The following is a 20465-nucleotide window of genomic DNA, read 5'->3' on the forward strand; positions in this document are numbered from 1 at the left end:
TGACTTCTGTGGGTATCTGTTTATGATACCAGCATCACGAGGCCAGCAATGATCCGTTCTTTCAAAAACAAGCTGACCGCATCGATTGACGACGGATCTGTGAAGAAGGGCTTTCCCGCCGATCTGGTACGCCGCACCCGGCAGCTGCTCACGATCCTGGATGCGGCGACCACGGTAGAAGACCTTCGCTCACCGCCCGGCAATCGTTTGGAAAAGCTGTCCGGCGATCGTGAGGGCCAATATTCGATCCGGATCAACAAGCAGTGGCGCATCTGCTTCGTCTGGACGGAAGCAGGGCCGGAAAGTGTGGAAATAACCGACTATCACTAGTCTGGAATTCTCGTGGAGAGGCTCTTGAAAAATCGGCCAAGGAGGGCCAGCGAGCATGACAATCAGTAAATCGCCTCCGATCCATCCGGGCGAAATCCTGCGGGAACTCTATCTTGAGCCGCTGGGGATGTCGGCATACGCTCTTGCGAGGCACCTCAATATTCCGCGCACCCGCATAGAACGGATTGCGGGAGAGAAACTCGGCATCACCGCCGACACCGCCTTGCGCCTGGCAAAATTTTTCAAGACCACCCCGGAATATTGGCTGAACTTGCAGAACGCCTTTGACATTAAGGCGGCTGCTGCGAGGCTGGAAGCGGACCTTGCCAATATCAAGGAACTGGAAGCGGCCTAATTCTCAGCCGCCTGTCAGGTCACGGCCATGCCGCATAAGATGGCGGCTGCACGTTCTGCATTCGCGTTGCCGTTCTCCTGAACCGGCCGGGAGACGTGCCCTCGTTGCGGGTGAAGAAGCGATTGAAATAGCCGGGGTCCTGAAATCCCAATCGAAACGCGATTTCAGCAACTTGCAGCGATGAGTTCAGAAGAAGGTCACGCGCTTCGGACAGCAGTTCCCGGTGAATATAGGCCTGTGGCGAAAGCCCTGTCGCCTTGCTCACCGCAAATCCAAGACGTTCGCGGTTGACGCCGAGTTGCCTTGCGTAGTCTTCCACGCCCCATTGATCGCGTTTGTGCTGGCTGACCAGCAGCACAAAGCGCTCGGTGAGACTGCCTGGAGTGGAGACGGCTGCGGCAATATCGGCGATGGCGTGCTGGCAGATGCGGATGAGGGTGACGGAGAGCAGGCTGGCGATGATCGTGTCCGAACCGGTCGTTGCGCGGACATTCTCGCTGGCGATGGTCTCCAGATAACCCGCCAGCTCCTGCCGGTCCTTTTCCGCCGGCACTTGCGTCAGGACACGCTGCAATATGTTGCGCACGGCGCTGGCGCTCGTGCCGGTGGGCATCCCATGGGCAAGCCCGATTTCGCTCGTCCTCAGCAGCGATCCACGGCTTCCGGCATTCAGCCGCAGGCGGCCGGCGGGGCCTATGGGCAGCCAGACGAGCCCCGGTGCCGCGACGGGCAGCGTCTTTTCACCTTGGAGAATTTCCGCTTCACCGGCGGAAAGGAGAAGCAGATGGGCGCTGTCCGATTCCAGCCGCAACTCCGATACGCGCAATGACGAGGAGAGGTTGCGTGCGGTTATCTCAGCGCGATTGCCGGCAATCTGGCTGTGCAGCGGCATTCAGCCTCCAAAAGTACAATAATGCGCTACACTAGTGCATTTTATATGCGACTGTCATTGCTAAACTTTGGTCAGCGCAGGGGAAAGCCTTGAGGAGAACGGCAATCCCGGTAAGGCGCTTTGGGAGGAACATCATGAATAGTCTGAAGCGCAGAACGCTGTTCTGCCTGCTCTCCGGTGCTGCCCTGTCGGCGGTATCTTTCGGTTTTGCCAGTGCGCAGGACCGTACCTCGGTGAAGATCGGTTATGCCGTCTCAAAAAGCGGCGCCAACGCCACGGGTGCCGGCATAACCACCATTCCGAACTACAAATTATGGGTGAAAGAGGTCAACGATGCCGGTGGCCTCACTTTGCCGGATGGCAAGCGCCTGCCGGTGGAAGTGGTGGAATATGACGACCGGTCCTCGGCCGAGGATGCGGTGCGGTTTACCGAACGTCTGGCCAGCCAGGACAAGGTCGATTTCATTCTGCCGCCATGGGGCACGGGCTTCAATCTGGCCGTCGCACCGCTTTATGAGCGCTTCGGTTATCCGCAGCTAGCGGTTACCGGCGTGACCGACAAGGCGCCCAAATTTGCCGCGCGCTGGAAAAAGAGCTTCTGGATGCTGGGCGGCGGTCATGACTATGCCAATGCGCTCGCCGATGTTTTGAAAGCCGCACGCGATGCCGGCCAGATCAACGACAAGGTCGCGGTGATTTCCGTGGCTGACGGTTTCGGCATCGATCTCATCAAGGCTGCGCGACCGGCGCTGAAGGAAGCGGGTTTCACACTCGCCTACGACAAGACCTATCCGGTTGGCACTTCGGATTTCGCAGCACTTGTGAACGAGGCGGCGGCCAGCGGTGCCGACAGCTTTATCGCCTTTTCCTATCCGCCCGACAGTTTCGCGGTGACGAAACAGGCACAGACGGCCCGGTTTAACCCGAAGGTTCTTTATGTCGGCGTCGGCGGTGCTTTCCCGATCTTCCCGAAGGTCTCCGATGGCAAGCAGGAAGGCGTGATCAGCATCGGCGGCGTTGATGGCAGCAGCGACAGGATCGAGGATTATTTCAAGCGCCACGAGGCCTTTATCGGCGCCAAGCCGGACAGCTGGGCAAGCGCCATCACCTATGCGAGCCTCGAAATGCTGGCCCAGTCCGTTCAACGCGTCGGCCTCGACAAGGCGGCGGTCGCAAATGAACTTTCGACGGGAAGCTTCGACACCGTCATCGGCCCGGTCAAGCTTGAAGACAACCAGCTTCGCCAGCTCTGGTGGGCGGGACAATGGCAGGGTGACCGCTTTGTGGCGATTGCACCGGCGGACCGTTCAGGCGCGGCAAAGCCGGTCATTCCGAAGCCGCAATGGTGAGCCTTTGCCGGCCGGGGCCATGAACCCCGGCCGGCAGGCTTCGGCCATGTTCCAGACTGGAGACATTCCCTTGTTTTTATCCACCCTCATCTTCGGCTTGATGCTGGGAGGGACCTATGCGCTGATCGCGCTTGGACTTTCGCTGCAATATGGCATTGCCCGCATCATGAACCTTGCTTATGGCGAAGTGCTGATTGCGGCTGCCTTCATCGCCTTCGTGCTGTTTTCCAGCTATGGCCTGTCGCCGCTCTGGTCGCTTTTCATCATCGTGCCGCTCGGTTACGGCCTGTCTTTCGTGATCTATCGGGTCATGATGCGGCCGCTGGTACGCCGTTCGGGCGGCTCCGGCCGTCTGGAAGTCGATTCCATTCTGGCGACCTTCGGGCTGCTCTTCGTTATCCAGGGCATCATGCTTGTTGCGTTTGGCGGCAACTACCATTCCTATTCCTATCTCGCCGAAGGCATCGACATCTTCGGCACGACCGTGGCACTCAACCGGCTGCTGTCCTTCGGCCTGTCGGTCGCAATCGGCGGCGGGCTTTATCTGGCGCTCACCCACAGCCGCTGGGGCCTCAACCTGCGGGCGGTGGCGCTGGCGCCCCGGTCGGCTCCGCTGGTCGGCATCGATGTGAACCGCGTGGCCTCGATCGGCTTTGCCCTTGGCGGCGCACTCGCCGTGGCAGGTGGGGTGATGATCTCGATGTACCAGACCTTTTCCGCTTCCTATGGCGTGGTTTTCACCATGAAGGCGCTTGTCGTCGTCATCATGGGCGGTGTCGGCAATCTGCTTGGCGCGCTGGTGGCCGGCCTGCTGCTCGGCCTCGTGGAAACCTTCGTGCTCGTGTATGTCGATCCCGGCCTCACGCTTGCCGCCACCTATCTGCTTTTCCTCGTGGTGCTGCTCTGGCGTCCGGAAGGCATTTTCGCAAGGAGGGGCAAATGATCCCACTTCTCATCGGCCTTGCCGCAGCTGCACTGCTGGCGCTTTCCCCCTTCTTTTTCGATGCCTATGGCGTCGGCGTCATCATCGGCCTTCTCGGTTATGCGACGCTCGCCTCCGCCTGGGCGATGTTTTCCGGCCCGACCCGCTATATTTCGCTCGCCACCGTCGCCTTCTTCGGTGTCGGGGCCTACACGGCCGCGGTGCTGAGCGAGGTTTTGCCATGGCCGCTCGTGCTTCTGTGCGCGGCCCTTGTCGGCGCGGCGCTGGCGCTTGTCGTCGGGCTTTCCACACTGCGCGTCGCCGGCATTTATTTCGTGATCTTTTCCTTTGGCCTTGCCGAACTTATCCGCCAGCTCATCACCTGGTATGAGGTGAATGTGACCGGCACGCTCGGGCGTTACATCTTCCTGCCGCTGGAGCCGCAGCATGTGCTCTGGCAATTGCTGGCGCTGGCTGTCATCACCCTCCTGCTGGCGATCCTGATCGACCGCAGCAAGCTCGGACTGGCATTGAAGGCAATCGGTGACGACGAGGTCGTGGCCGCCCATGCGGGTATCAACTTGGCCCGCACCAAGCTGACGCTCTTCGTGCTTTCCGCCACGATCATCACGCTGGTCGGCGCCATTCAAGCCCCGCGCTGGGTCTATATCGAGCCGGCCATCGTCTTTAATCCGCAGGTCTCGTTCCTCACCGTCATCATGGCGCTGCTAGGTGGAGCCACACGCCGCTGGGGACCCATTCTCGGTGCGGTGCCGCTGTTCCTGCTGTTCGAGTGGCTGGGCGCTAACTTCCCCAACCATTTTTCCATCATTCTCGGCGCTCTCTTCATCCTCATCGTCTTTGTTCTGCCGGATGGCGTGCTGGCGGCACTGGAGAAGCTGCGCAAAAAGGAGAAAGCCGCATGAGCGCCGTTCTCGAAATCACCGATATCCGCAAGACCTTCGGCGGGTTGAAGGCGGTGGATGGCCTTGGCCTCACAATCGAGGCCGGCGAGGTCGTCGGGCTGCTCGGGCCGAACGGCTCCGGCAAGACGACGCTGATGAACCTGATCTCCGGGGCGCTGAAGCCGACCGAAGGGTCTATCCGGCTCAAAGGGCAGGAGATTGCAGGCCGGCGGCCGGATGTGATTGCGCGCGCCGGCGTGGCGCGCACCTTCCAGCTGGTGCGGCTTTTGCCGTCGCTTTCCCTGCTTGAAAACGTTGCCGTATCGGCCATGTTCGGGCCGAAGCGGCTTTCGCGTCCCGATGCGGAGAAGGTCGCGCGGGCCTGCCTCGAAAGAATAGGCCTTGCCGGGCGGGAAACCATGCCGGCCGGCGATCTCACCTATCTCGACCAGAAACGCCTTGAACTGGCGCGTGCGCTGGCGGGCGAACCGAAGCTTCTGCTTCTCGACGAATGGCTTGCGGGCCTCAACCCCACGGAGCTGCAGGAAGGAATAGCGTTGATCCGGCGGCTGGCATCCGAGGGTACGACGATCCTGCTGGTGGAACATATCATGGCCGCCGTACGCGCACTCTGCCCGCGATCCGTGGTCATGGCGGCCGGTCGCAAGATCGCCGATGGGCCGACGGCTGTGGTGCTTGATGATCCGCAGGTCATTTCCGCCTATCTGGGAGCGGCACATGCTTGAAATAGACGCACTGACAATCCGCTACGGCAAACATCTCGCGGTTGACGGCATATCGCTCAATGTCGCCAAGGGCGAAACGGTGGTGCTGCTTGGTGCCAATGGCGCTGGCAAGTCATCACTGCTGAAAGCGGTCGGCGGCATGGTCGCTCCGGCCTCCGGAGACGTGCGCGTCAACGGTTCGTCGCTTGCCGCTGTTCCTGCCCATCAGATCGTGGAGCGTGGCGTGGCGCTGGTGCCGGAGGGGCGCGGAATTTTCGCGGCGCTGACGGTGGAGGACAATCTCCGTCTCGGGGCCAATCCCCGCCATGCCCGTTCAGCGGAAAAGGCGACACGAGAGCATATTTTTGCACTGTTTCCCCGCCTTGCGGAGCGGCGGCAGCAGCTTGCCGGCACCATGTCCGGCGGCGAACAGCAGATGGTCGCCATCGGGCGTGCGCTGATGTCAGCGCCGGATTATCTATTGCTGGACGAGCCGAGCCTTGGCCTTGCGCCCATCGTCACGCAGGAGCTTTTTGCCGCTTTGGCGGAGATCAAGAAGAGCGGCTTTTCCATTCTGCTCGTGGAGCAGAATGTGCGCGAAAGCCTCGCACTTGCCGATCGCGGATATTTGCTGGAAGCAGGGCGGATTGTTGGGGCAGGCACGGCTGAGGCCCTGTCCGCCGATCCCGCCGTGCAACGGGCGTTTCTCGGCGGCACCACCGCCGCCATTGTCTGAACTCAGGAGAAAGACCATGCAGACTGTCAATCTTTTCATCGGCGGCGACCATTGCCCGGCCACAAACGGCAAGCGTTTTGAACGCAGCAACCCCATCACCGGCGATGTGGCGACCAGCGCGGCGGCAGCAACGGTGGAGGACGCCACCCGTGCGGCCGATGCCGCGGCCGCTGCCTTTCCCGTCTGGTCGGCAACGCCGCCCGGTGAACGCCGCCGCCTGCTTCTGGCTGCCGCGCAGGCGCTTCTCGCCGCCGGGCCTGATATCACCCAGGCGATGAAGGAAGAAATTGGCGCGACCGATGCCTGGGCCGGGTTCAACGTCAAACTGGCGAGCGACATGCTGGTCGAGGCGGCAAGCCTGACCACCCAGATCAAGGGCGAGGTCATTCCTTCCAACCGTCCCGGAACCATGGCGATGGCACTGCGCCAGCCGGCGGGTGTCGTGCTGTCGATCGCGCCGTGGAATGCGCCGGTCATTCTCGGCGTGCGCTCCATCGCCACGCCGCTCGCCTGCGGCAATACGGTGGTGATGAAGACCTCGGAACTTTGCCCGCGCACCCATGCGCTGATCATCGAAGCCGTCGCTTCGGCGGGTCTGCCGAAGGGCGTGCTCAACGCCGTCTCCAATGCACCGGAAGATGCGGCGAAGATCGTCGATACGCTGATCGCACACCCCGCCGTCAGACGCGTGAATTTCACCGGCTCGACCCGCGTTGGCCGGGTGATTGCCGAAACGGCCGGCCGTTATCTGAAACCCGCTTTGCTGGAGCTTGGCGGCAAGGCGCCGTTCATCGTGCTTGATGACGCCGATATCGATGCGGCTGTCGCGGCTGCCGCTTTCGGTGCCTATATGAACCAGGGCCAGATCTGCATGTCGACGGAGCGCATCATCGTACTCGACAGCGTTGCCGATGCATTTGTGGAGGCCTTCGCCAAAAAAGCGTCGAGCCTCACGGCCGGCGATCCGCGTGAGGGCAAAACACCGCTCGGCTCGCTGGTCAGTGCGGAGGCGACATCTCGCATTCGGTCGTTGGTGGATGACGCTGTCTCCAAGGGCGCGCGGCTGGTCGCGGGTGGCGGCGGCAACGGCACGATGCTCGATGCGATTGCCGTCGATGGCGTCACGCCCGCCATGCGGCTTTATGCAGAGGAAAGCTTCGGTCCCGTCGTCTCCATCATCAGGGCCGGCAGCATCGATGAGGCCGTGAGCATCGCCAACGAAACCGAGTTCGGTCTTTCCGCGGCGATTTTTGGCAGGGATCAGGCAAGGGCGCTTGCCATTGCCGCCCGCATCGAAAGCGGCATTTGCCACATCAACGGCCCGACTGTTCACGATGAGGCGCAGATGCCTTTCGGCGGCGTCAAGGCCTCCGGCTACGGCCGTTTTGGCGGCACGGCGGGTATTGCGGAATTCACCGAGCTGCGCTGGGTCACGTTGCAGGATGGGCCGCTGCATTATCCCATCTGAGCCGCAAACGGTACAGGCTGGCGGGCGGCGTCATCGTCGCTCGTCGATCAGCCAGCCGGTGAGTTTTCTCACCGCGCTGTCGCTGCTTTTCGGCCGCATCAGCCAGTAGCCGCGTCCCGGTGCATCGAGGCTCGGGCCGGCCGTCACCAGCACGCCTGCCTCGAGCAACGGATCGACCAGCCCGGCCCAGCCGAGCGCGAAACCCTGTTCGCCGATGGTTGCCTGCACCACCATGGTGTAATTGTTGAAGCTGATATCGCCGCCATCATGCTCGGCACCACGATGCACGCCGAAATGCTTGAAATAGGCAGCCCAGTCGAACCAGTGCGCCTGCGAGGTATTTTCGAGGTGGATGAGTTTACGCCGCGAAAAATCCGCAACGGTTGCGGGTGCCGGTGTCTCGGCCAGCAGGGCAGGCGAGCAGACCGGCGTGACCTTTTCCGAGAGGAGCAGCACGGCACCGTCGCCCGCCTCCTGCCGCGTTCCGAAAATTATCATCACGTCGCTATCGTGTTTGCCCTGGCCCAGCGGGTCCTGCGTTGCGACGATCTGGATATTGATGTCAGGATTGAGCGCGCGAAAACCATGCATGCGCGGGATGAGCCATAAGGAGGAGAAGGCATAGTCCGTGTGCAGGCGGATGGTCTGGCGCTCCTCCGTCCGGCGAAGCTGCTGTGCGAGAAGGTCGATGGCATCGACATTGCGCGAGACAATCTCGAACAGCCTCTGGCCCTCCGTCGTCAGTTCGATGCCGCGATGTTTACGGCGGATAAGGGTTACACCCAGTTCCTCCTCCAGCCGGCGAATCTGATAGCTGACGGCTGGCTGGGTCAGACGCAGGGATGCCGCCGCCGCCGTCAGGCTGCCGCGGCGGGCAACCTCGGTGAAAATGCGCATCCATCCCAGGTCAAGTGGCCGGTCTGACATTAAAATTCCTTATATCAACCATCGAAAAATACCCGCTTCACAGGCAAAAGCAACGTGGTGTTCAATAAACTGGATTGATAAAAGGGGAGCCGCAATGAAAACCGTTTCTCATCTGCATCGCATCGCCGCCGGTCTCATTCTGTCCGTGGCGGCCTTCTCCACCCCGCTTCAGGCGGCCGATGACGCGGCCTGCAAGACGATCCGTCTCAGCGATCCCGGCTGGACCGACATTACCGCCACCAATGGCGTCGCTTCCGTTTTGCTCGATGCCTTGGGTTATGAAGCCGACGTCAAGACGCTGTCGGTGCCGATCGGTTATCAGGCGATGAAAAACGGCGAAATCGACGTTTTCCTTGGCAACTGGATGCCGGCGCAGAAATCCTTCGTGGACGATCTGAACGCCGCCAAGGCGGCCGAGGTGATGACGAAGAATCTTGAAGGCGCAAAGTTTACGCTGGCAGTGCCTTCTTACATGGCGGAAAAGGGCGTGAAGGATTTCGCCGATCTCGCCAAACATGCCGATGAATTCGAAAGCAAGATTTACGGCATCGAGCCCGGTGCGCCAGCCAACCAGAATATCCAGAAGATCATCGACGCCAATGATTTCGGCCTGAAGGGCTGGCAGCTCGTCGAATCCGGCGAGCAGGCGATGCTGGCGCAGGTGGAGCGGGCGGGCAGGGACAAGAAGGCCGTGGTCTTCCTCGCCTGGGCGCCGCATCCGATGAATGAGAAGATCGATATTGCCTATCTCTCCGGCGGCGACGCCTATTTCGGCCCGAATTTCGGCGGCGCGGAAGTCTATACGCTCGCCCGCACCGGCTGGCCGCAGCAATGCCCGAATGCGGCGACGCTGTTCAAGAACCTGAAATTCGATATCGGCATGGAAAATACCCTGATGGGCTCCATTCTCGGTGGTGAGGATTCGAAGGTGGCGGCAGCGGCCTGGCTGAAGGCCAATCCGCAGGCGCTGGATGGCTGGCTGCAGGGCGTTACCACGCTGGACGGCAAGCCGGGTGTGGACGCCGTCAAAGGCAAGCTTGGTCTCTAAGCCGGAAAGTGGAAATGCCGCGTCCCAATATCCTGATCCTGATGGCCGACCAGTTCAACGGGACGTTTTTTCCCGACGGCCCGGCCGATTTTCTTCACGCACCCCATCTCAAAACACTGGCGAAGCGGTCCGTCCGCTTCGCCAACACCTATACGGCAAGCCCGCTTTGCGCGCCGGCCCGCGCCTCCTTCATGTCCGGGCAATTGCCGAGCCGGACACGGGTTTACGATAATGCCGCCGAATTTGCTTCCGATATCCCGACCTATGCCCACCACCTGCGGGCGGCGGGTTATTACACTGGCCTTTCGGGAAAGATGCATTTCGTCGGCCCGGACCAGCTGCATGGCTTCGAGGAGCGCCTGACGACGGATATCTATCCGGCGGATTTCGGCTGGACGCCCGACTATACCAAGCCCGGCGAGCGCATCGACTGGTGGTATCACAATCTCGGCTCGGTGACCGGCGCAGGTGTCGCCGAAATCACCAATCAGATGGAATATGATGACGAGGTCGCCTATCACGCCACCCGCAAGCTCTACGATCTGTCGCGCCGCCTCGATGACCGGCCGTGGTGCCTGACGGTCAGCTTCACCCACCCGCACGACCCCTATGTGGCGCGGCGCAAATTCTGGGATCTTTACGAGGACTGCGCGGCGCTCGATCCACAGACATCGGCAATTGCCTTCGACGAGCAGGACCCGCATTCGAAACGGTTGCTGGAAGCCTGCGATCACGAAGCTTTCGAGATTTCGCCTGAGCAGATACGCCGCGCACGGCGCGGCTATTTCGCCAATATCTCCTATATCGACGAGAAGATCGGCGAAATTCTCGACGTGCTGAAGGCGACGCGGATGGAGGAGGACACGATCATCCTCTTCCTGTCCGACCATGGCGATATGTTGGGCGAGCGCGGGCTGTGGTTCAAGATGTGTTTCTTCGAAGGTTCCGCCCGCGTGCCGCTGATGATCACCGCGCCGGGCTGGCAGCCGGCCCTGATCGACACGCCGGTTTCGACGCTGGATGTGACGCCGACGCTCTGCGGTCTGGCGGGGCTCGATATCACCTCGCTCAAACGCTGGACGGACGGCGAAGATCTGGCGGCGCTGGCAGCGGGAACTGGCGAGCGCGGTCCGGTGCCGATGGAATATGCCGCCGAAGGCTCGATAGCACCGCTCGTCGCCCTTCGCGACGGGCGCTACAAGCTGTCGGTCTGCGATGCCGATCCGCCGTTGCTCTATGATATCGAGGCGGACCCTGAGGAGCGGACGAACCTTGCCGGCGACCCTGCTTTCAGCGCCGTCCTCTCATCGCTTTCTGCCGAGATTGGCCGGCGTTGGCAATTGCCGGTCTTCGACGCCGCCGTTCGCGAAAGTCAGGCGCGGCGCTGGGTGGTCTACAAAGCGCTACGCAACGGCGCCTATTATCCGTGGGATTACCAGCCCCTGCAGAAAGCCTCGGAACGCTACATGCGCAACCACATGGACCTCAACGTGCTGGAGGAAAACCAGCGGTATCCGCGCGGGGAATGAAGCGGTAGGGCGGATCGCGCCGCATTTTTAGGTTCGTCGCCAATGGAAACGACCTGCTTTTCATCGCAGCGACGCGAGAAGCCGGAGCCTGACCCAGTTCAGCGCTGCAAGTTTGAAGCGATCGTAGAATGAACGCGCGAAACGCACATAGCGCATGATCCATGCGAGCCAGGGATAGGTGAGGAGCTTTTCCCGGCCGGCGTGATAAATGCGCTCGACGATCAGGAATGTCGCGAGATGGGCAAGGACCGTCAGAACCAGCCCCGCTTTGACGGCGCCATGGGCAATGAGGACGAGACCGATGATCTTCATCGGTTCGGCGATGGCGAAGGGCACCGCAAGGCAAAAGAGAATGGCAAGACGCGGCAATCGCGCAATCCGGCTTTCCAGTCGCTTGATGAATGTCAGCCCGGATATGGCCCTGATGACGGGCCGGTAGAGCGGGCGAAAAATGCCGTCGAGGATCAGGGCGAAAACGATGATCGCCCGAAGCGGAAAGACGAGGATCGTCCGGATTATGCTCTTCACTTCGGCGGGTCTCCAAATAGGGCGCAAGGCCCATCCTTAATCGCCTGAAACATGTCAAAACGAAGTCGTTTTGTCGTTCAGCTCTGCCGCACGCTCGCATACATGCCAGTGGTGCGGAATTCGCTCGGATTGGTGCCGTAGAGCCTGCGAAAGACCTTGGAGAAATAGTTCGGATCCTCGAAACCGCACAGCACCGACACCTCCTTGATGGGAAGGTTGGCAGCCGAGGTGAGAAGCTTGGCCGCCCGGCGCAGGCGTCGCTGCAGCACGAATTCCGCTGGCGAAAGGCCTTCGCTTGCCGCGAAGATGCGGGAAAAATGCGCGCGGCTGAGGCCTGCCACCGCCGCAAGGTCGCTGACCGAAAGCCGTTCGCCGAGATGGCTGTCGATGTAGCTCAGCACCTGTTGCATGGTGCGATATTCACCGCCGAAAGAAGGATGAGAACCGAAGACATCGTCATAAAGCGTCATCGCCGCCTCATAAGCGACGGCGGAGGCTGCGCCTGGCGTTTCCGCGCCATTGACGAGGCGCGAGCAGCATTCGGCAAGATGATCCACGGTCTCGGGCTGGAGCTTGAGGATCGGGCCGGTGACGGAGAGGATATTGCGGTGAATGCGCAGGGCTTCCTCGCCATTCATGGAAATCCAGAAGAATTCCCACTCCTTGCCTTCTTCCAGCCAGTAGCGGTGATTGTGCGGTATGAGCAGCAGCAGGGTTTCGCCCGGCCTCACCACATAATGGCGGTTCTCGTAACGCAGGTTGCCCTGTCCGGCGATGCAATATTGCAGCACGGTAAAAGGCGTCTGGCCGCGTTTGCGCCCATCCCAGTCATAATTGCCGCCACGGCGGATTTCATAACCGCTGCTGGTCGGCATGGTGTGCAGCGTCTGGCGGCCGCGCGGCAGCGAGACTGTTCGCATGCCGGGTCCCTGATCGATCAAATCCTGCAGCACAAAATTACCCATGAAAGCATAATCCTTCTCTGGTCCTTACCGATATTATACGCATAATCCCGATCCGAGGAGACAGCCAGCGGGATATTGCTGCTGAAAAATTGGGAGTAAGGCCGGTTTTCCGGGATTCTTACGGGTATTTTTCTGTGGTGCCATATTTACGATCCTGCGGCCCGTTTCACCCGTTCGATTTGCAACAGAGGTGGCGTTATGAGTTTCAAAATCGCTATTATTGGCGCAGGCAGCGTCGGTTTCACGAAAAAACTGTTCACCGATCTCCTGTGTGTGCCGGAGTTTCGCGATATTGAAGTCGCGCTCACGGATATCAGCCAGCACAATCTGGATATGATCAGGGCGATCCTCGAGAAGATCGTCGAGGCCAATGGTTTCCCCGTCAAGGTGACGGCCGATACCGACCGCAGGCGGGCGCTGGAGGGCGCGAAATATATCATCAGCTGCGTGCGGGTCGGCGGGCTGGAAGCCTATGCGGACGATATCCGCATTCCGCTGAAATACGGCATCGACCAGTGCGTGGGCGATACGATCTGCGCCGGCGGCATTCTCTACGGTCAGCGCAACATTCCCGTCATTCTGGATTTCTGCAAGGATATCCGCGAAGTCGCGGCACCGGGTGCAAAATTCCTGAACTATGCCAACCCCATGGCCATGAATACCTGGGCGGCCATTGAATATGGCAAGGTGGATACGGTCGGTCTCTGCCACGGCGTTCAGCACGGCGCGGAACAGATCGCGGAAATTCTCGGTGCGAAAAGCGTGTCCGAGCTGGATTACATCTGCTCCGGCATCAACCACCAGACGTGGTTCATCGATCTGAGGCTCAACGGTCGCAAGATCGGCAAGGACGAGCTGGTCGCCGCCTTCGAGGCGCATCCGGTCTTCTCGCAGCAGGAGAAGCTGCGCATCGACGTGCTGAAGCGGTTCGGCGTCTATTCGACCGAAAGCAACGGCCATCTGTCCGAATATCTGCCATGGTATCGCAAGCGGCCGGAAGAGATTGCCCGCTGGATCGACATGTCCGACTGGATTCACGGCGAAACCGGCGGTTATCTCCGCCACTCCACCGAAACGCGCAACTGGTTCGAGACCGAGTTTCCGCAATTCCTGGCATCCGCCGCCAAGCCCATCGACCCGGCCAAGCGCTCCAATGAACATGCGAGCCACATTCTGGAAGCGCTGGAAACCGGGCGTGTCTATCGCGGCCATTTCAACGTCAAGAACAATGGTGTCATCAGCAATCTGCCAGCGGATGCCATCATCGAATCCCCCGGTTTCGTCGACCGTTTCGGCATCAACATGGTCTCGGGCGTAACGCTGCCGGAAGCCTGTGCGGCCACCTGCATGGCCTCCATCAACGTGCAGCGCATGTCTGTCCATGCGGCGGTGAGCGGCGATATCGATCTTCTGAAGCTGGCCGTGCTGCATGATCCGCTGGTCGGCGCCGTCGCCACACCGGAGGAGGTCTGGCAGATGGTGGACGAGATGGTCGTCGCGCAGGCCCGCTGGCTGCCGCAATATGCCCATGCCGTGCCGGCGGCGAAGGAGCGGCTTGCGAAATCCAGCGTCAAGACCCGCGACTGGGCCGGTGCCGCCCGCCGCAATGTGCGTTCCATCGAGGAATTGCGGGCCGAAAAATCGGCGCTGAAAAAGGCTGTTTGAAGGAAAAGGCATGGGAACAGGCCGGGCGGCGGAAGGGAGTTCGCCGCCACGGCCAGAACGATCACAAAGGGTGGGCGGTCGAAGAGCCGCCATTTGGGAGGAATGACGATGTTACTTCAACGCAGGATCGGTATCATCTCGGCACTGGGTCTCGGTGTTTCGATGATCGCACTCAATGCGAATGCCTTCGAGACCGCCACGCCGCCCGAGCCGCCGCAATTTCCGGCCGAAGGCAAGATCAATTATGTCGCGCGCGACTCGATCCTCGAATTCAAGGCGCTGCCGAGCTACAGCGAGCCTGACTGGGTCCGCGAGAAATTCGAAAAGACCGGCAAGCTGCCGCCCTTGAAAGAGCGCCTGCCGGAAGAACCGCTGGTCTACAAAACCGGCAATATGCCCGACGGTATGGGCGTTTACGGCGATACGATGCGCCATGTGGTGGGCGGCAGGCCCGAGGGCTGGAACTATATTGCCGGCCAGAGCCAGGGCTGGGGCGGCATTGATATCGCCCTTTCCGAATGCCTGACGCGCACCGCACCGCTATTTCAGGTGGATGCCAAGGATACCGAACCGCTGCCCAATCTTGCCAAAAGCTGGGAATGGTCCGAGGATGGCCACAAGCTGACGATGCATCTCGTCAAGGGCGCCAAGTGGTCGGACGGCGAGCCCTTCAATGCCGATGATGTGATGTTCTACTGGGAAGACGCGGTCGTCGACCCCAATGTTTCACCGCTTGGCGGCGGCGCATCGCCCGAGGCTTTCGGTGAGGGAACGACGCTCACGAAGATCGATGATTACACCGTCGAATGGACCTTCAAGGCAGCTTTTCCCAAGCAATATCTCTATACCATGGCCTATCCGAGCTTCTGCCCCGGGCCGTCGCATATCCTGAAACCGCAGCATCCGAAATATTCCAAGAACACCTACAATCAGTTCAAGAACGCTTTCCCGCCGGAATATATGAACATGCCGGTCATGGGGGCATGGGTGCCGGTGGCTTATCGTCCCGATGATATCATCGTGCTGCGGCGCAACCCCTATTACTGGAAGGTCGATGAGAAGGGCCAGCAGCTTCCTTATCTCAACGAGGTCCATTACAAGCTTTCCACCTGGGCCGACCGTGATGTGCAGGCCGTGGCGGGATCGGGCGATTTCTCCAACCTCGAACAGCCGGAGAATTTCGTCGCCTCGCTGAAACGCGCTGCCGACCCCAATGCGCCGGCCCGCCTTGCCTTCGGGCCGCGGCTCATCGGCTATAATCTGCAGATGAATTTCTCCGCCAATGGCTGGGGCAATCCGGACGAGCGCGGGCAGGCCATTCGTGAACTGAACCGCAACGAGGTCTTCCGTCAGGCCGTCACATCGGCCATCGACCGCAAGGCAGTCGGCGACTCGCTGGTGAAGGGGCCGTTCACGGCGATCTATCCGGGCGGCATTTCGTCTGGCACCAGCTTCTACGACCGCGCCTCCACGGTTTATTACCCCTTCAACCTCGAGGCCGCCAAGGCCGCACTCGCCTCGATAGGCCTGAAGGATACGGACGGCGATGGTTTTCTGAATTTCCCGAAGGAAACGCTGGGTGGCCGCAATGTCGAGATTACCCTTCTCGTCAATAACGGTTACGCGACGGACAAGAGCCTCGCGGAAGGTCTTGTTGGCCAGATGGCGAAACTCGGCCTGCGCGTCGTCATCAACAGCCTCGATTCCAACCAACGCGATGCCGCCCATTATGGCGGGCAGTTCGACTGGCTGGTGCGCCGCAACTCCACCGAGCTTTCATCCGTGGTGCAGAATACCGAGCAGCTTGCCCCTGTCGGCCCACGCACCAGCTGGAACCACCGCTCGCCCGAAGGCAAGGAACTCGATCTGATGCCGTTCGAGAAGGAGATGGCCGATCTCGTGCGCAAGTTCATCTCCTCGCAGGACAATGCCGAGCGGGCCGAGCTGATGAAGCAATATCAGAAGGTCTATACGCAGAACCTCTATACGATCGGTCTCACCGAATATCCCGGTGCGCTGATCGTCAACAAGCGGTTCTCGAATGTGCCGCAGGGCACGCCGATCTTCATGTTCAACTGGGCCGAAGACTCCATCATCCGCGAACGCCTTTGGGTCGCGGCCGACAAGCAGGGCAAATACGAACTCTTCCCGCAGCAGCTTCCCGGCAAGCCGGGTGAGGGCGGGCCGATTAACTAGAACTCCTCCCGGAGAAAACCCGGTACCGGTCGCGCGTGAAGCGCGGCCGGAGATACACGGCCCATCCAAACCGAGGAAGACCGTTCGATGCTGAGATTTCTGACGATACGCGTTGCATCCGCCATTCCGGTGCTGTTGATCCTGAGCGTGGTAACCTTCGCCATCATTCAGGCGCCGCCCGGCGATTATGCCGACTACATCCGCTCGCAGCTGATGAACCAGGGCGGCGCGTCCTACGAGCAGGCGGAAGCGCAGGCGCAGGCTTACCGCATCGAGCACGGCCTCGATAAGCCGCTCGTCATTCAATATTTCAACTGGATCGGCGGCATCGTCACCCGCGGCGATTTCGGCTACAGCTTCTATTACAACAAGCCGGTCGCCGATGTGGTTGGCGAACGCCTGCCGCGCACCATTGCGCTGGCGCTGGTCTGCCACATCCTCGCGTCCGTTCTCGGTATCGCCTTCGGCATCTGGGCGGCCACACGGCAATATTCCTGGGTCGACAATCTTCTGTCGACCATTGCCTTCCTCGGCATGACGATCCCGCGCTTCCTGATGGCGCTGATCCTTGTCTACCTCATGGTGTTTCATTTCGATGTGTCTGAGATTGGCAGCTTCTTTTCGCCGCAATATGGCGGTGCGCCGTGGTCGTGGGCCAAGTTCGTCGATCTCGTCAGCCATGTCTGGCCGGTGGTCGCCATCGCCGTCTTCGGCGGGCTGGCCTATAATATGCGGGTGATGCGCGGCAATCTGCTGGATACGCTGAACGCGCAATATGTCGAGACGGCGCGCGCCAAGGGGCTTTCGGAAGGTGCGGTCATCATGCGCCATGCGGTGCCGAATGCCGTGCACCCGCTCGTCATGTATCAGGGCGTGGTGCTGCCTTACATGCTGAGCGGTGAGATCGAGACCGCGATCATCTTCGCGCTGCCGACCGTCGGCCCGGCCATTGTCGGCTCCATGGCGGTGGGCGATGTCTATGTCACCGCGACCTTCATGATGGTGCTGGCCGCCACGCTGATCGTCGGCAACATCATCGCCGATATGCTGCTCGCCATGCTCGACCCGCGCGTCCGCGAATTCGGGAGGGCCTGAGATGATGGCGTTTGACGAGATGAAGACCGAAACCGCCGCAGCAAAGCCCGACCGTTCCGCCCATGGCAACGAGACCTATCTCGCGCTGGTCTGGCGGCGTCTCAGACGTTCCTTCACCGGCATGGTCGGGCTGGTGCTGGTGGCGCTGTTGATCCTGATCGCCATCTTTGCGGATTTCTTCGCGCCGATGAACCCGCTCGAAACCCATGGCAGTTTCTCGCCGCCACAGGTGGTCCGTTTCACCGACAAGGACGGCAATGTCAGCCTTGCACCGCGCGTCTATGCCATCGCCGAAACGGAAGAGCTTGATCCTGTCACCTTCCAACCTATCGTCGGGCCGGATTACGACAATCCCGTTTATCTCGGCTTCTTCGTCAAAGGTGCGGAATACAGGCTGCTGGGCCTCATCCCGATGAGCCGTCACTTCTTCGGCTCGACCGATCGCCAGCCGGTGCATTTTCTCGGCACCGACAAGTTCGGACGCGACGTGCTGTCGCGCGCCATCTATGGCTCGCGCATCTCGCTTGCCATCGCGCTCAGCGTCGTCGCCATCGTCACCGTCATCGGCACCAGTGTCGGGCTGATATCAGGCTATTTCGGCGGGCCGCTGGATGCCTGGGTGCAGCGTTTCGTGGAGGTGGTGCTGGCCTTCCCGCAATTGCCGCTCTATCTCGCACTGACGTCGCTCATTCCCGTCACCGCGCCGACCACCGTGTTTCTCGTTTTCGTCGTCGGTGTCATGTCGGCGCTCGGCTGGGCGCAGATGTCACGCGAGGTGCGCGGCAAGACGCTGGCGCTGGCGCGTATCGATTATGTGCGGGCGGCTATTGCCGTCGGGGCGACCGATCGGCGCATCATCTTCCAGCACATCCTGCCGAACGTAATGAGCCATGTGATCGTCGCCGTGACCTTGCATATTCCAAGCGTCGTGCTGCTCGAATCCTTCCTCGGTTTCCTCGGCTTTGCGGTGAAGCCGCCGCTCATCTCCTGGGGGCTGATGCTGCAGGATACGGCGACCTATTCCGTCATCGGTTCCTATCCCTGGATTCTCGCGCCGGTCGGCTTTGTGCTGGTCACAGTCTTCGCCTTCAACGCGCTGGGCGACGGCCTGCGCGATGCCGTCGATCCCTATTGAGAGGAGCGTAATATGGTTGCTGCTGCACAGAACAACACTTACGCGCCCGCCATCCGTTTCGATGCCGATAACCGAAACGACGACGCCATCATCGATGCCCGCAACATCGCCGTGACCTTCAGGGTGGAGCACGGCACGGTGGAGGCGGTGAAGGACATCTCATTCCAGCTTTACCGGGGCGAGACGATTGCCATCGTCGGCGAATCCGGTTCGGGAAAATCCGTCACGGCCCGCACGATCATGGGGCTTCTGACGAAGCGGGCTTCCGTTTCGAAATCCGCGACCGTGCGTTTCAACGGCGACGACATTCTGAAGTTTTCCAGCCGCCAGCGGCGGGCGCTGCGCGGCAACCGTATCTCGATGATCTTTCAGGAGCCGATGAGTTCGCTGAACCCGATCTATACGATCGGCAGCCAGATCGTCGAGGCGATCCGCGTTCATTCCAAACTCAGCCGCAAAGAGGCCGAGGCGAGGGCGCTCGATCTTCTGCGGCAGGTGCAGATACCCGAACCGGAAGCGCGGCTGAAGCAATATCCGCACCAGCTTTCCGGCGGCCAGCGGCAGCGTGTGATGATCGCCATGGCTCTCTCCAACGATCCTGACGTGCTGATTGCCGATGAGCCTACCACCGCGCTCGATGTGACGGTGCAGGCGCAGATCCTCAACCTCATCCGCGACCTGCAAAAGAAGCGCGGCATGGCCGTGGTTCTCATCACCCATGATCTCACGATCGTGAAGCAGTTTTCCGATTACGTCTATGTCATGCAGCATGGTGAGATGCGTGAGCACAACACCACGGAAAATCTCTTCGAAGCGCCGCAGCACCCCTATACGAAAAAGCTGCTTGCCTCCGAACCGCATGGCACGGCAAAGCCGCTGCCGGAAAATTCCGGCGTGCTGCTGACGGCAAGCGGCGTGCGGGTCTCTTTCATGATGCGTTACGGCGGGCTGTTTAAACCCGAACTGAAGGAACTGATCGCCGTCGACAGTCTGGGGCTTACCCTCAATCGGCACGAGACGTTGGGGCTCGTCGGTGAATCCGGTTCCGGCAAGACGACCTTCGGCCAATCCCTGCTGCGGCTGAACGAGCCGGTGGCCGGCGAGGTGATCTTTGGCGGGGAGAGGGTCGATGGCCGCTCCCGCGCTGAAATGCGGCCTTTGCGTTCGCGTATGCAGATCGTCTTTCAGGATCCCTTCGCCTCGCTCAATCCGCGCATGACCATCGGCCAGATCATCGAGGAAGGGTTGATCATCAACGGTCTCGGCAAAACGAAAGCCGAGCGGCTGGATCGGGTGCGTGATGCACTGGAAGCGGCGGGCATGCCCGGCAACATCCTCTCACGGTTCCCGCACGAATTTTCCGGCGGCCAGCGGCAGCGCATCGCCATTGCCCGTGCCGTGGCGCTGGAGCCGGAATTCATCCTGCTCGATGAGCCGACCTCGGCGCTCGATCTTTCCGTGCAGGCGCAGATCATCGATCTCCTGCGCAAGCTGCAGGATGAGCGGGGCCTGAGCTACCTGTTCATCTCGCACGACCTGAAAGTGGTCCGCGCGCTCTGCCACCGCGTCATCGTCATGCAGCGCGGGCAGATCGTTGAGCAAGGGCCCGTCGAGGATGTGCTGACAAATCCGAAAACCGAATATACTCAGCGGCTTGTACGGGCCGCCTTCGAAATCGCTTGAATTCCCAATGCT

19 protein-coding genes are annotated in these 20465 nt (G+C 60.7%); 15 read left to right on the forward strand and 4 right to left on the reverse strand.

Going from position 1 to position 20465, the window contains the following annotated elements:
* Positions 1-48: 48 nt before the first annotated feature.
* A complete protein-coding gene (locus tag ACQZ5K_RS17620; RefSeq protein WP_137005692.1) occupies positions 49-330 on the forward strand; it encodes a type II toxin-antitoxin system RelE/ParE family toxin in 282 nt (93 codons plus the stop codon).
* A 55-nt stretch (positions 331-385) separates the two neighbouring features.
* Complete coding sequence (locus tag ACQZ5K_RS17625; RefSeq protein ID WP_035264270.1) at positions 386-685, forward strand: HigA family addiction module antitoxin; 300 nt, start codon at positions 386-388, stop codon at positions 683-685.
* Between the two features lie 19 nt (positions 686-704).
* Here the strand turns inward: ACQZ5K_RS17625 and ACQZ5K_RS17630 are convergent, their stop codons facing one another.
* Positions 705-1577, reverse strand: a complete 873-nt coding sequence (locus ACQZ5K_RS17630) for a helix-turn-helix transcriptional regulator (RefSeq protein WP_137005693.1) — start codon at positions 1575-1577, stop codon at positions 705-707.
* 134 nt (positions 1578-1711) lie between these two features.
* Here ACQZ5K_RS17630 and ACQZ5K_RS17635 point away from each other — a divergent pair, with 134 nt between their 5' ends.
* The 6 genes from ACQZ5K_RS17635 to ACQZ5K_RS17660 all read left to right on the forward strand — a co-directional run bounded on the left by ACQZ5K_RS17635 (position 1712) and on the right by ACQZ5K_RS17660 (position 7682).
* Entirely contained in the window at positions 1712-2926 is a 1215-nt protein-coding gene (locus ACQZ5K_RS17635) for an amino acid ABC transporter substrate-binding protein (protein WP_137005694.1), read from the forward strand.
* Between the two features lie 70 nt (positions 2927-2996).
* The gene (locus ACQZ5K_RS17640; protein WP_137005695.1) at positions 2997-3869 is read left to right on the forward strand and encodes a branched-chain amino acid ABC transporter permease; all 873 of its coding nucleotides are present in this window, start codon (positions 2997-2999) and stop codon (positions 3867-3869) included.
* Positions 3866-4774: a branched-chain amino acid ABC transporter permease gene (locus tag ACQZ5K_RS17645; RefSeq protein WP_137005696.1), complete on the forward strand. Its 909-nt coding sequence runs from the start codon at positions 3866-3868 to the stop codon at positions 4772-4774. Before ACQZ5K_RS17640 ends, ACQZ5K_RS17645 begins: the two co-directional genes overlap by 4 nt.
* The gene (locus ACQZ5K_RS17650) at positions 4771-5499 is read left to right on the forward strand and encodes an ABC transporter ATP-binding protein (protein ID WP_137005697.1); all 729 of its coding nucleotides are present in this window, start codon (positions 4771-4773) and stop codon (positions 5497-5499) included. Before ACQZ5K_RS17645 ends, ACQZ5K_RS17650 begins: the two co-directional genes overlap by 4 nt.
* The gene (locus tag ACQZ5K_RS17655; protein WP_137005698.1) at positions 5492-6214 is read left to right on the forward strand and encodes an ABC transporter ATP-binding protein; all 723 of its coding nucleotides are present in this window, start codon (positions 5492-5494) and stop codon (positions 6212-6214) included. The genes ACQZ5K_RS17650 and ACQZ5K_RS17655 overlap by 8 nt, the downstream gene beginning before the upstream one ends.
* Before the next feature lie 16 nt (positions 6215-6230).
* Positions 6231-7682: an aldehyde dehydrogenase gene (locus ACQZ5K_RS17660; protein ID WP_137005699.1), complete on the forward strand. Its 1452-nt coding sequence runs from the start codon at positions 6231-6233 to the stop codon at positions 7680-7682.
* A 30-nt stretch (positions 7683-7712) separates the two neighbouring features.
* On the opposite strand, the gene ACQZ5K_RS17665 is transcribed toward ACQZ5K_RS17660, so the two are convergent.
* A complete protein-coding gene (locus ACQZ5K_RS17665; RefSeq protein ID WP_448740976.1) occupies positions 7713-8609 on the reverse strand; it encodes a choline sulfate utilization transcriptional regulator in 897 nt (298 codons plus the stop codon).
* 94 nt (positions 8610-8703) lie between these two features.
* On the opposite strand from ACQZ5K_RS17665, the gene ACQZ5K_RS17670 reads away from it, so the two are divergent.
* Positions 8704-9657: a choline ABC transporter substrate-binding protein gene (locus ACQZ5K_RS17670; protein WP_448740977.1), complete on the forward strand. Its 954-nt coding sequence runs from the start codon at positions 8704-8706 to the stop codon at positions 9655-9657.
* A gap of 14 nt (positions 9658-9671) precedes the next feature.
* Positions 9672-11186: a choline-sulfatase gene (gene betC / locus ACQZ5K_RS17675; RefSeq protein ID WP_137005702.1), complete on the forward strand. Its 1515-nt coding sequence runs from the start codon at positions 9672-9674 to the stop codon at positions 11184-11186.
* A gap of 60 nt (positions 11187-11246) precedes the next feature.
* On the opposite strand, the gene ACQZ5K_RS17680 is transcribed toward betC, so the two are convergent.
* Both ACQZ5K_RS17680 and ACQZ5K_RS17685 read right to left on the reverse strand, forming a co-directional pair.
* Positions 11247-11714: a hypothetical protein gene (locus tag ACQZ5K_RS17680; protein WP_080858039.1), complete on the reverse strand. Its 468-nt coding sequence runs from the start codon at positions 11712-11714 to the stop codon at positions 11247-11249.
* 77 nt (positions 11715-11791) lie between these two features.
* A complete protein-coding gene (locus ACQZ5K_RS17685; protein ID WP_137005703.1) occupies positions 11792-12679 on the reverse strand; it encodes an AraC family transcriptional regulator in 888 nt (295 codons plus the stop codon).
* 198 nt (positions 12680-12877) lie between these two features.
* Here ACQZ5K_RS17685 and melA point away from each other — a divergent pair, with 198 nt between their 5' ends.
* The 5 genes from melA (at position 12878) to ACQZ5K_RS17710 (ending at position 20453) form a co-directional block, all read left to right on the forward strand.
* Positions 12878-14344: an alpha-glucosidase/alpha-galactosidase gene (melA, locus tag ACQZ5K_RS17690; protein ID WP_137005704.1), complete on the forward strand. Its 1467-nt coding sequence runs from the start codon at positions 12878-12880 to the stop codon at positions 14342-14344.
* A gap of 108 nt (positions 14345-14452) precedes the next feature.
* On the forward strand, positions 14453-16540 hold the full coding sequence (locus ACQZ5K_RS17695) for an ABC transporter substrate-binding protein (RefSeq protein ID WP_448740978.1): 2088 nt from the start codon (positions 14453-14455) through the stop codon (positions 16538-16540).
* Positions 16541-16627: 87 nt separating this feature from the next.
* Complete coding sequence (locus ACQZ5K_RS17700; RefSeq protein ID WP_448740979.1) at positions 16628-17635, forward strand: ABC transporter permease; 1008 nt, start codon at positions 16628-16630, stop codon at positions 17633-17635.
* 1 nt (position 17636) lies between these two features.
* Positions 17637-18770, forward strand: coding sequence for an ABC transporter permease (locus ACQZ5K_RS17705; RefSeq protein ID WP_448740980.1), 1134 nt, complete (start codon positions 17637-17639; stop codon positions 18768-18770).
* Positions 18771-18782: 12 nt separating this feature from the next.
* Positions 18783-20453 carry an ABC transporter ATP-binding protein gene (locus ACQZ5K_RS17710; protein ID WP_448740981.1) on the forward strand — a complete coding sequence of 557 codons (1671 nt, stop codon included), beginning with the start codon at positions 18783-18785 and terminating at the stop codon, positions 20451-20453.
* Positions 20454-20465: the final 12 nt, after the last annotated feature.

The sequence above is a fragment of the Agrobacterium sp. 22-226-1 genome (assembly GCF_053522345.1).

Excerpts from the sequence above, each read along its gene's own strand:
- ACQZ5K_RS17625 (WP_035264270.1), top strand. The coding sequence starts at position 386 with ATGACAATCAGTAAATCGCCTCCGATCCATCCGGGCGAAATCCTGCGG.
- ACQZ5K_RS17645 (WP_137005696.1), top strand. The coding sequence starts at position 3,866 with ATGATCCCACTTCTCATCGGCCTTGCCGCAGCTGCACTGCTGGCGCTT.
- ACQZ5K_RS17710 (WP_448740981.1), top strand. The coding sequence starts at position 18,783 with ATGGTTGCTGCTGCACAGAACAACACTTACGCGCCCGCCATCCGTTTC.
- ACQZ5K_RS17695 (WP_448740978.1), top strand. The coding sequence starts at position 14,453 with ATGTTACTTCAACGCAGGATCGGTATCATCTCGGCACTGGGTCTCGGT.
- ACQZ5K_RS17700 (WP_448740979.1), top strand. The coding sequence starts at position 16,628 with ATGCTGAGATTTCTGACGATACGCGTTGCATCCGCCATTCCGGTGCTG.
- ACQZ5K_RS17685 (WP_137005703.1), bottom strand. The coding sequence starts at position 12,679 with ATGGGTAATTTTGTGCTGCAGGATTTGATCGATCAGGGACCCGGCATG.
- ACQZ5K_RS17665 (WP_448740976.1), bottom strand. The coding sequence starts at position 8,609 with ATGTCAGACCGGCCACTTGACCTGGGATGGATGCGCATTTTCACCGAG.
- ACQZ5K_RS17655 (WP_137005698.1), top strand. The coding sequence starts at position 5,492 with ATGCTTGAAATAGACGCACTGACAATCCGCTACGGCAAACATCTCGCG.
- ACQZ5K_RS17630 (WP_137005693.1), bottom strand. The coding sequence starts at position 1,577 with ATGCCGCTGCACAGCCAGATTGCCGGCAATCGCGCTGAGATAACCGCA.
- ACQZ5K_RS17620 (WP_137005692.1), top strand. The coding sequence starts at position 49 with ATGATCCGTTCTTTCAAAAACAAGCTGACCGCATCGATTGACGACGGA.
- melA (WP_137005704.1), top strand. The coding sequence starts at position 12,878 with ATGAGTTTCAAAATCGCTATTATTGGCGCAGGCAGCGTCGGTTTCACG.
- ACQZ5K_RS17670 (WP_448740977.1), top strand. The coding sequence starts at position 8,704 with ATGAAAACCGTTTCTCATCTGCATCGCATCGCCGCCGGTCTCATTCTG.
- ACQZ5K_RS17650 (WP_137005697.1), top strand. The coding sequence starts at position 4,771 with ATGAGCGCCGTTCTCGAAATCACCGATATCCGCAAGACCTTCGGCGGG.
- ACQZ5K_RS17660 (WP_137005699.1), top strand. The coding sequence starts at position 6,231 with ATGCAGACTGTCAATCTTTTCATCGGCGGCGACCATTGCCCGGCCACA.
- betC (WP_137005702.1), top strand. The coding sequence starts at position 9,672 with ATGCCGCGTCCCAATATCCTGATCCTGATGGCCGACCAGTTCAACGGG.
- ACQZ5K_RS17635 (WP_137005694.1), top strand. The coding sequence starts at position 1,712 with ATGAATAGTCTGAAGCGCAGAACGCTGTTCTGCCTGCTCTCCGGTGCT.
- ACQZ5K_RS17705 (WP_448740980.1), top strand. The coding sequence starts at position 17,637 with ATGATGGCGTTTGACGAGATGAAGACCGAAACCGCCGCAGCAAAGCCC.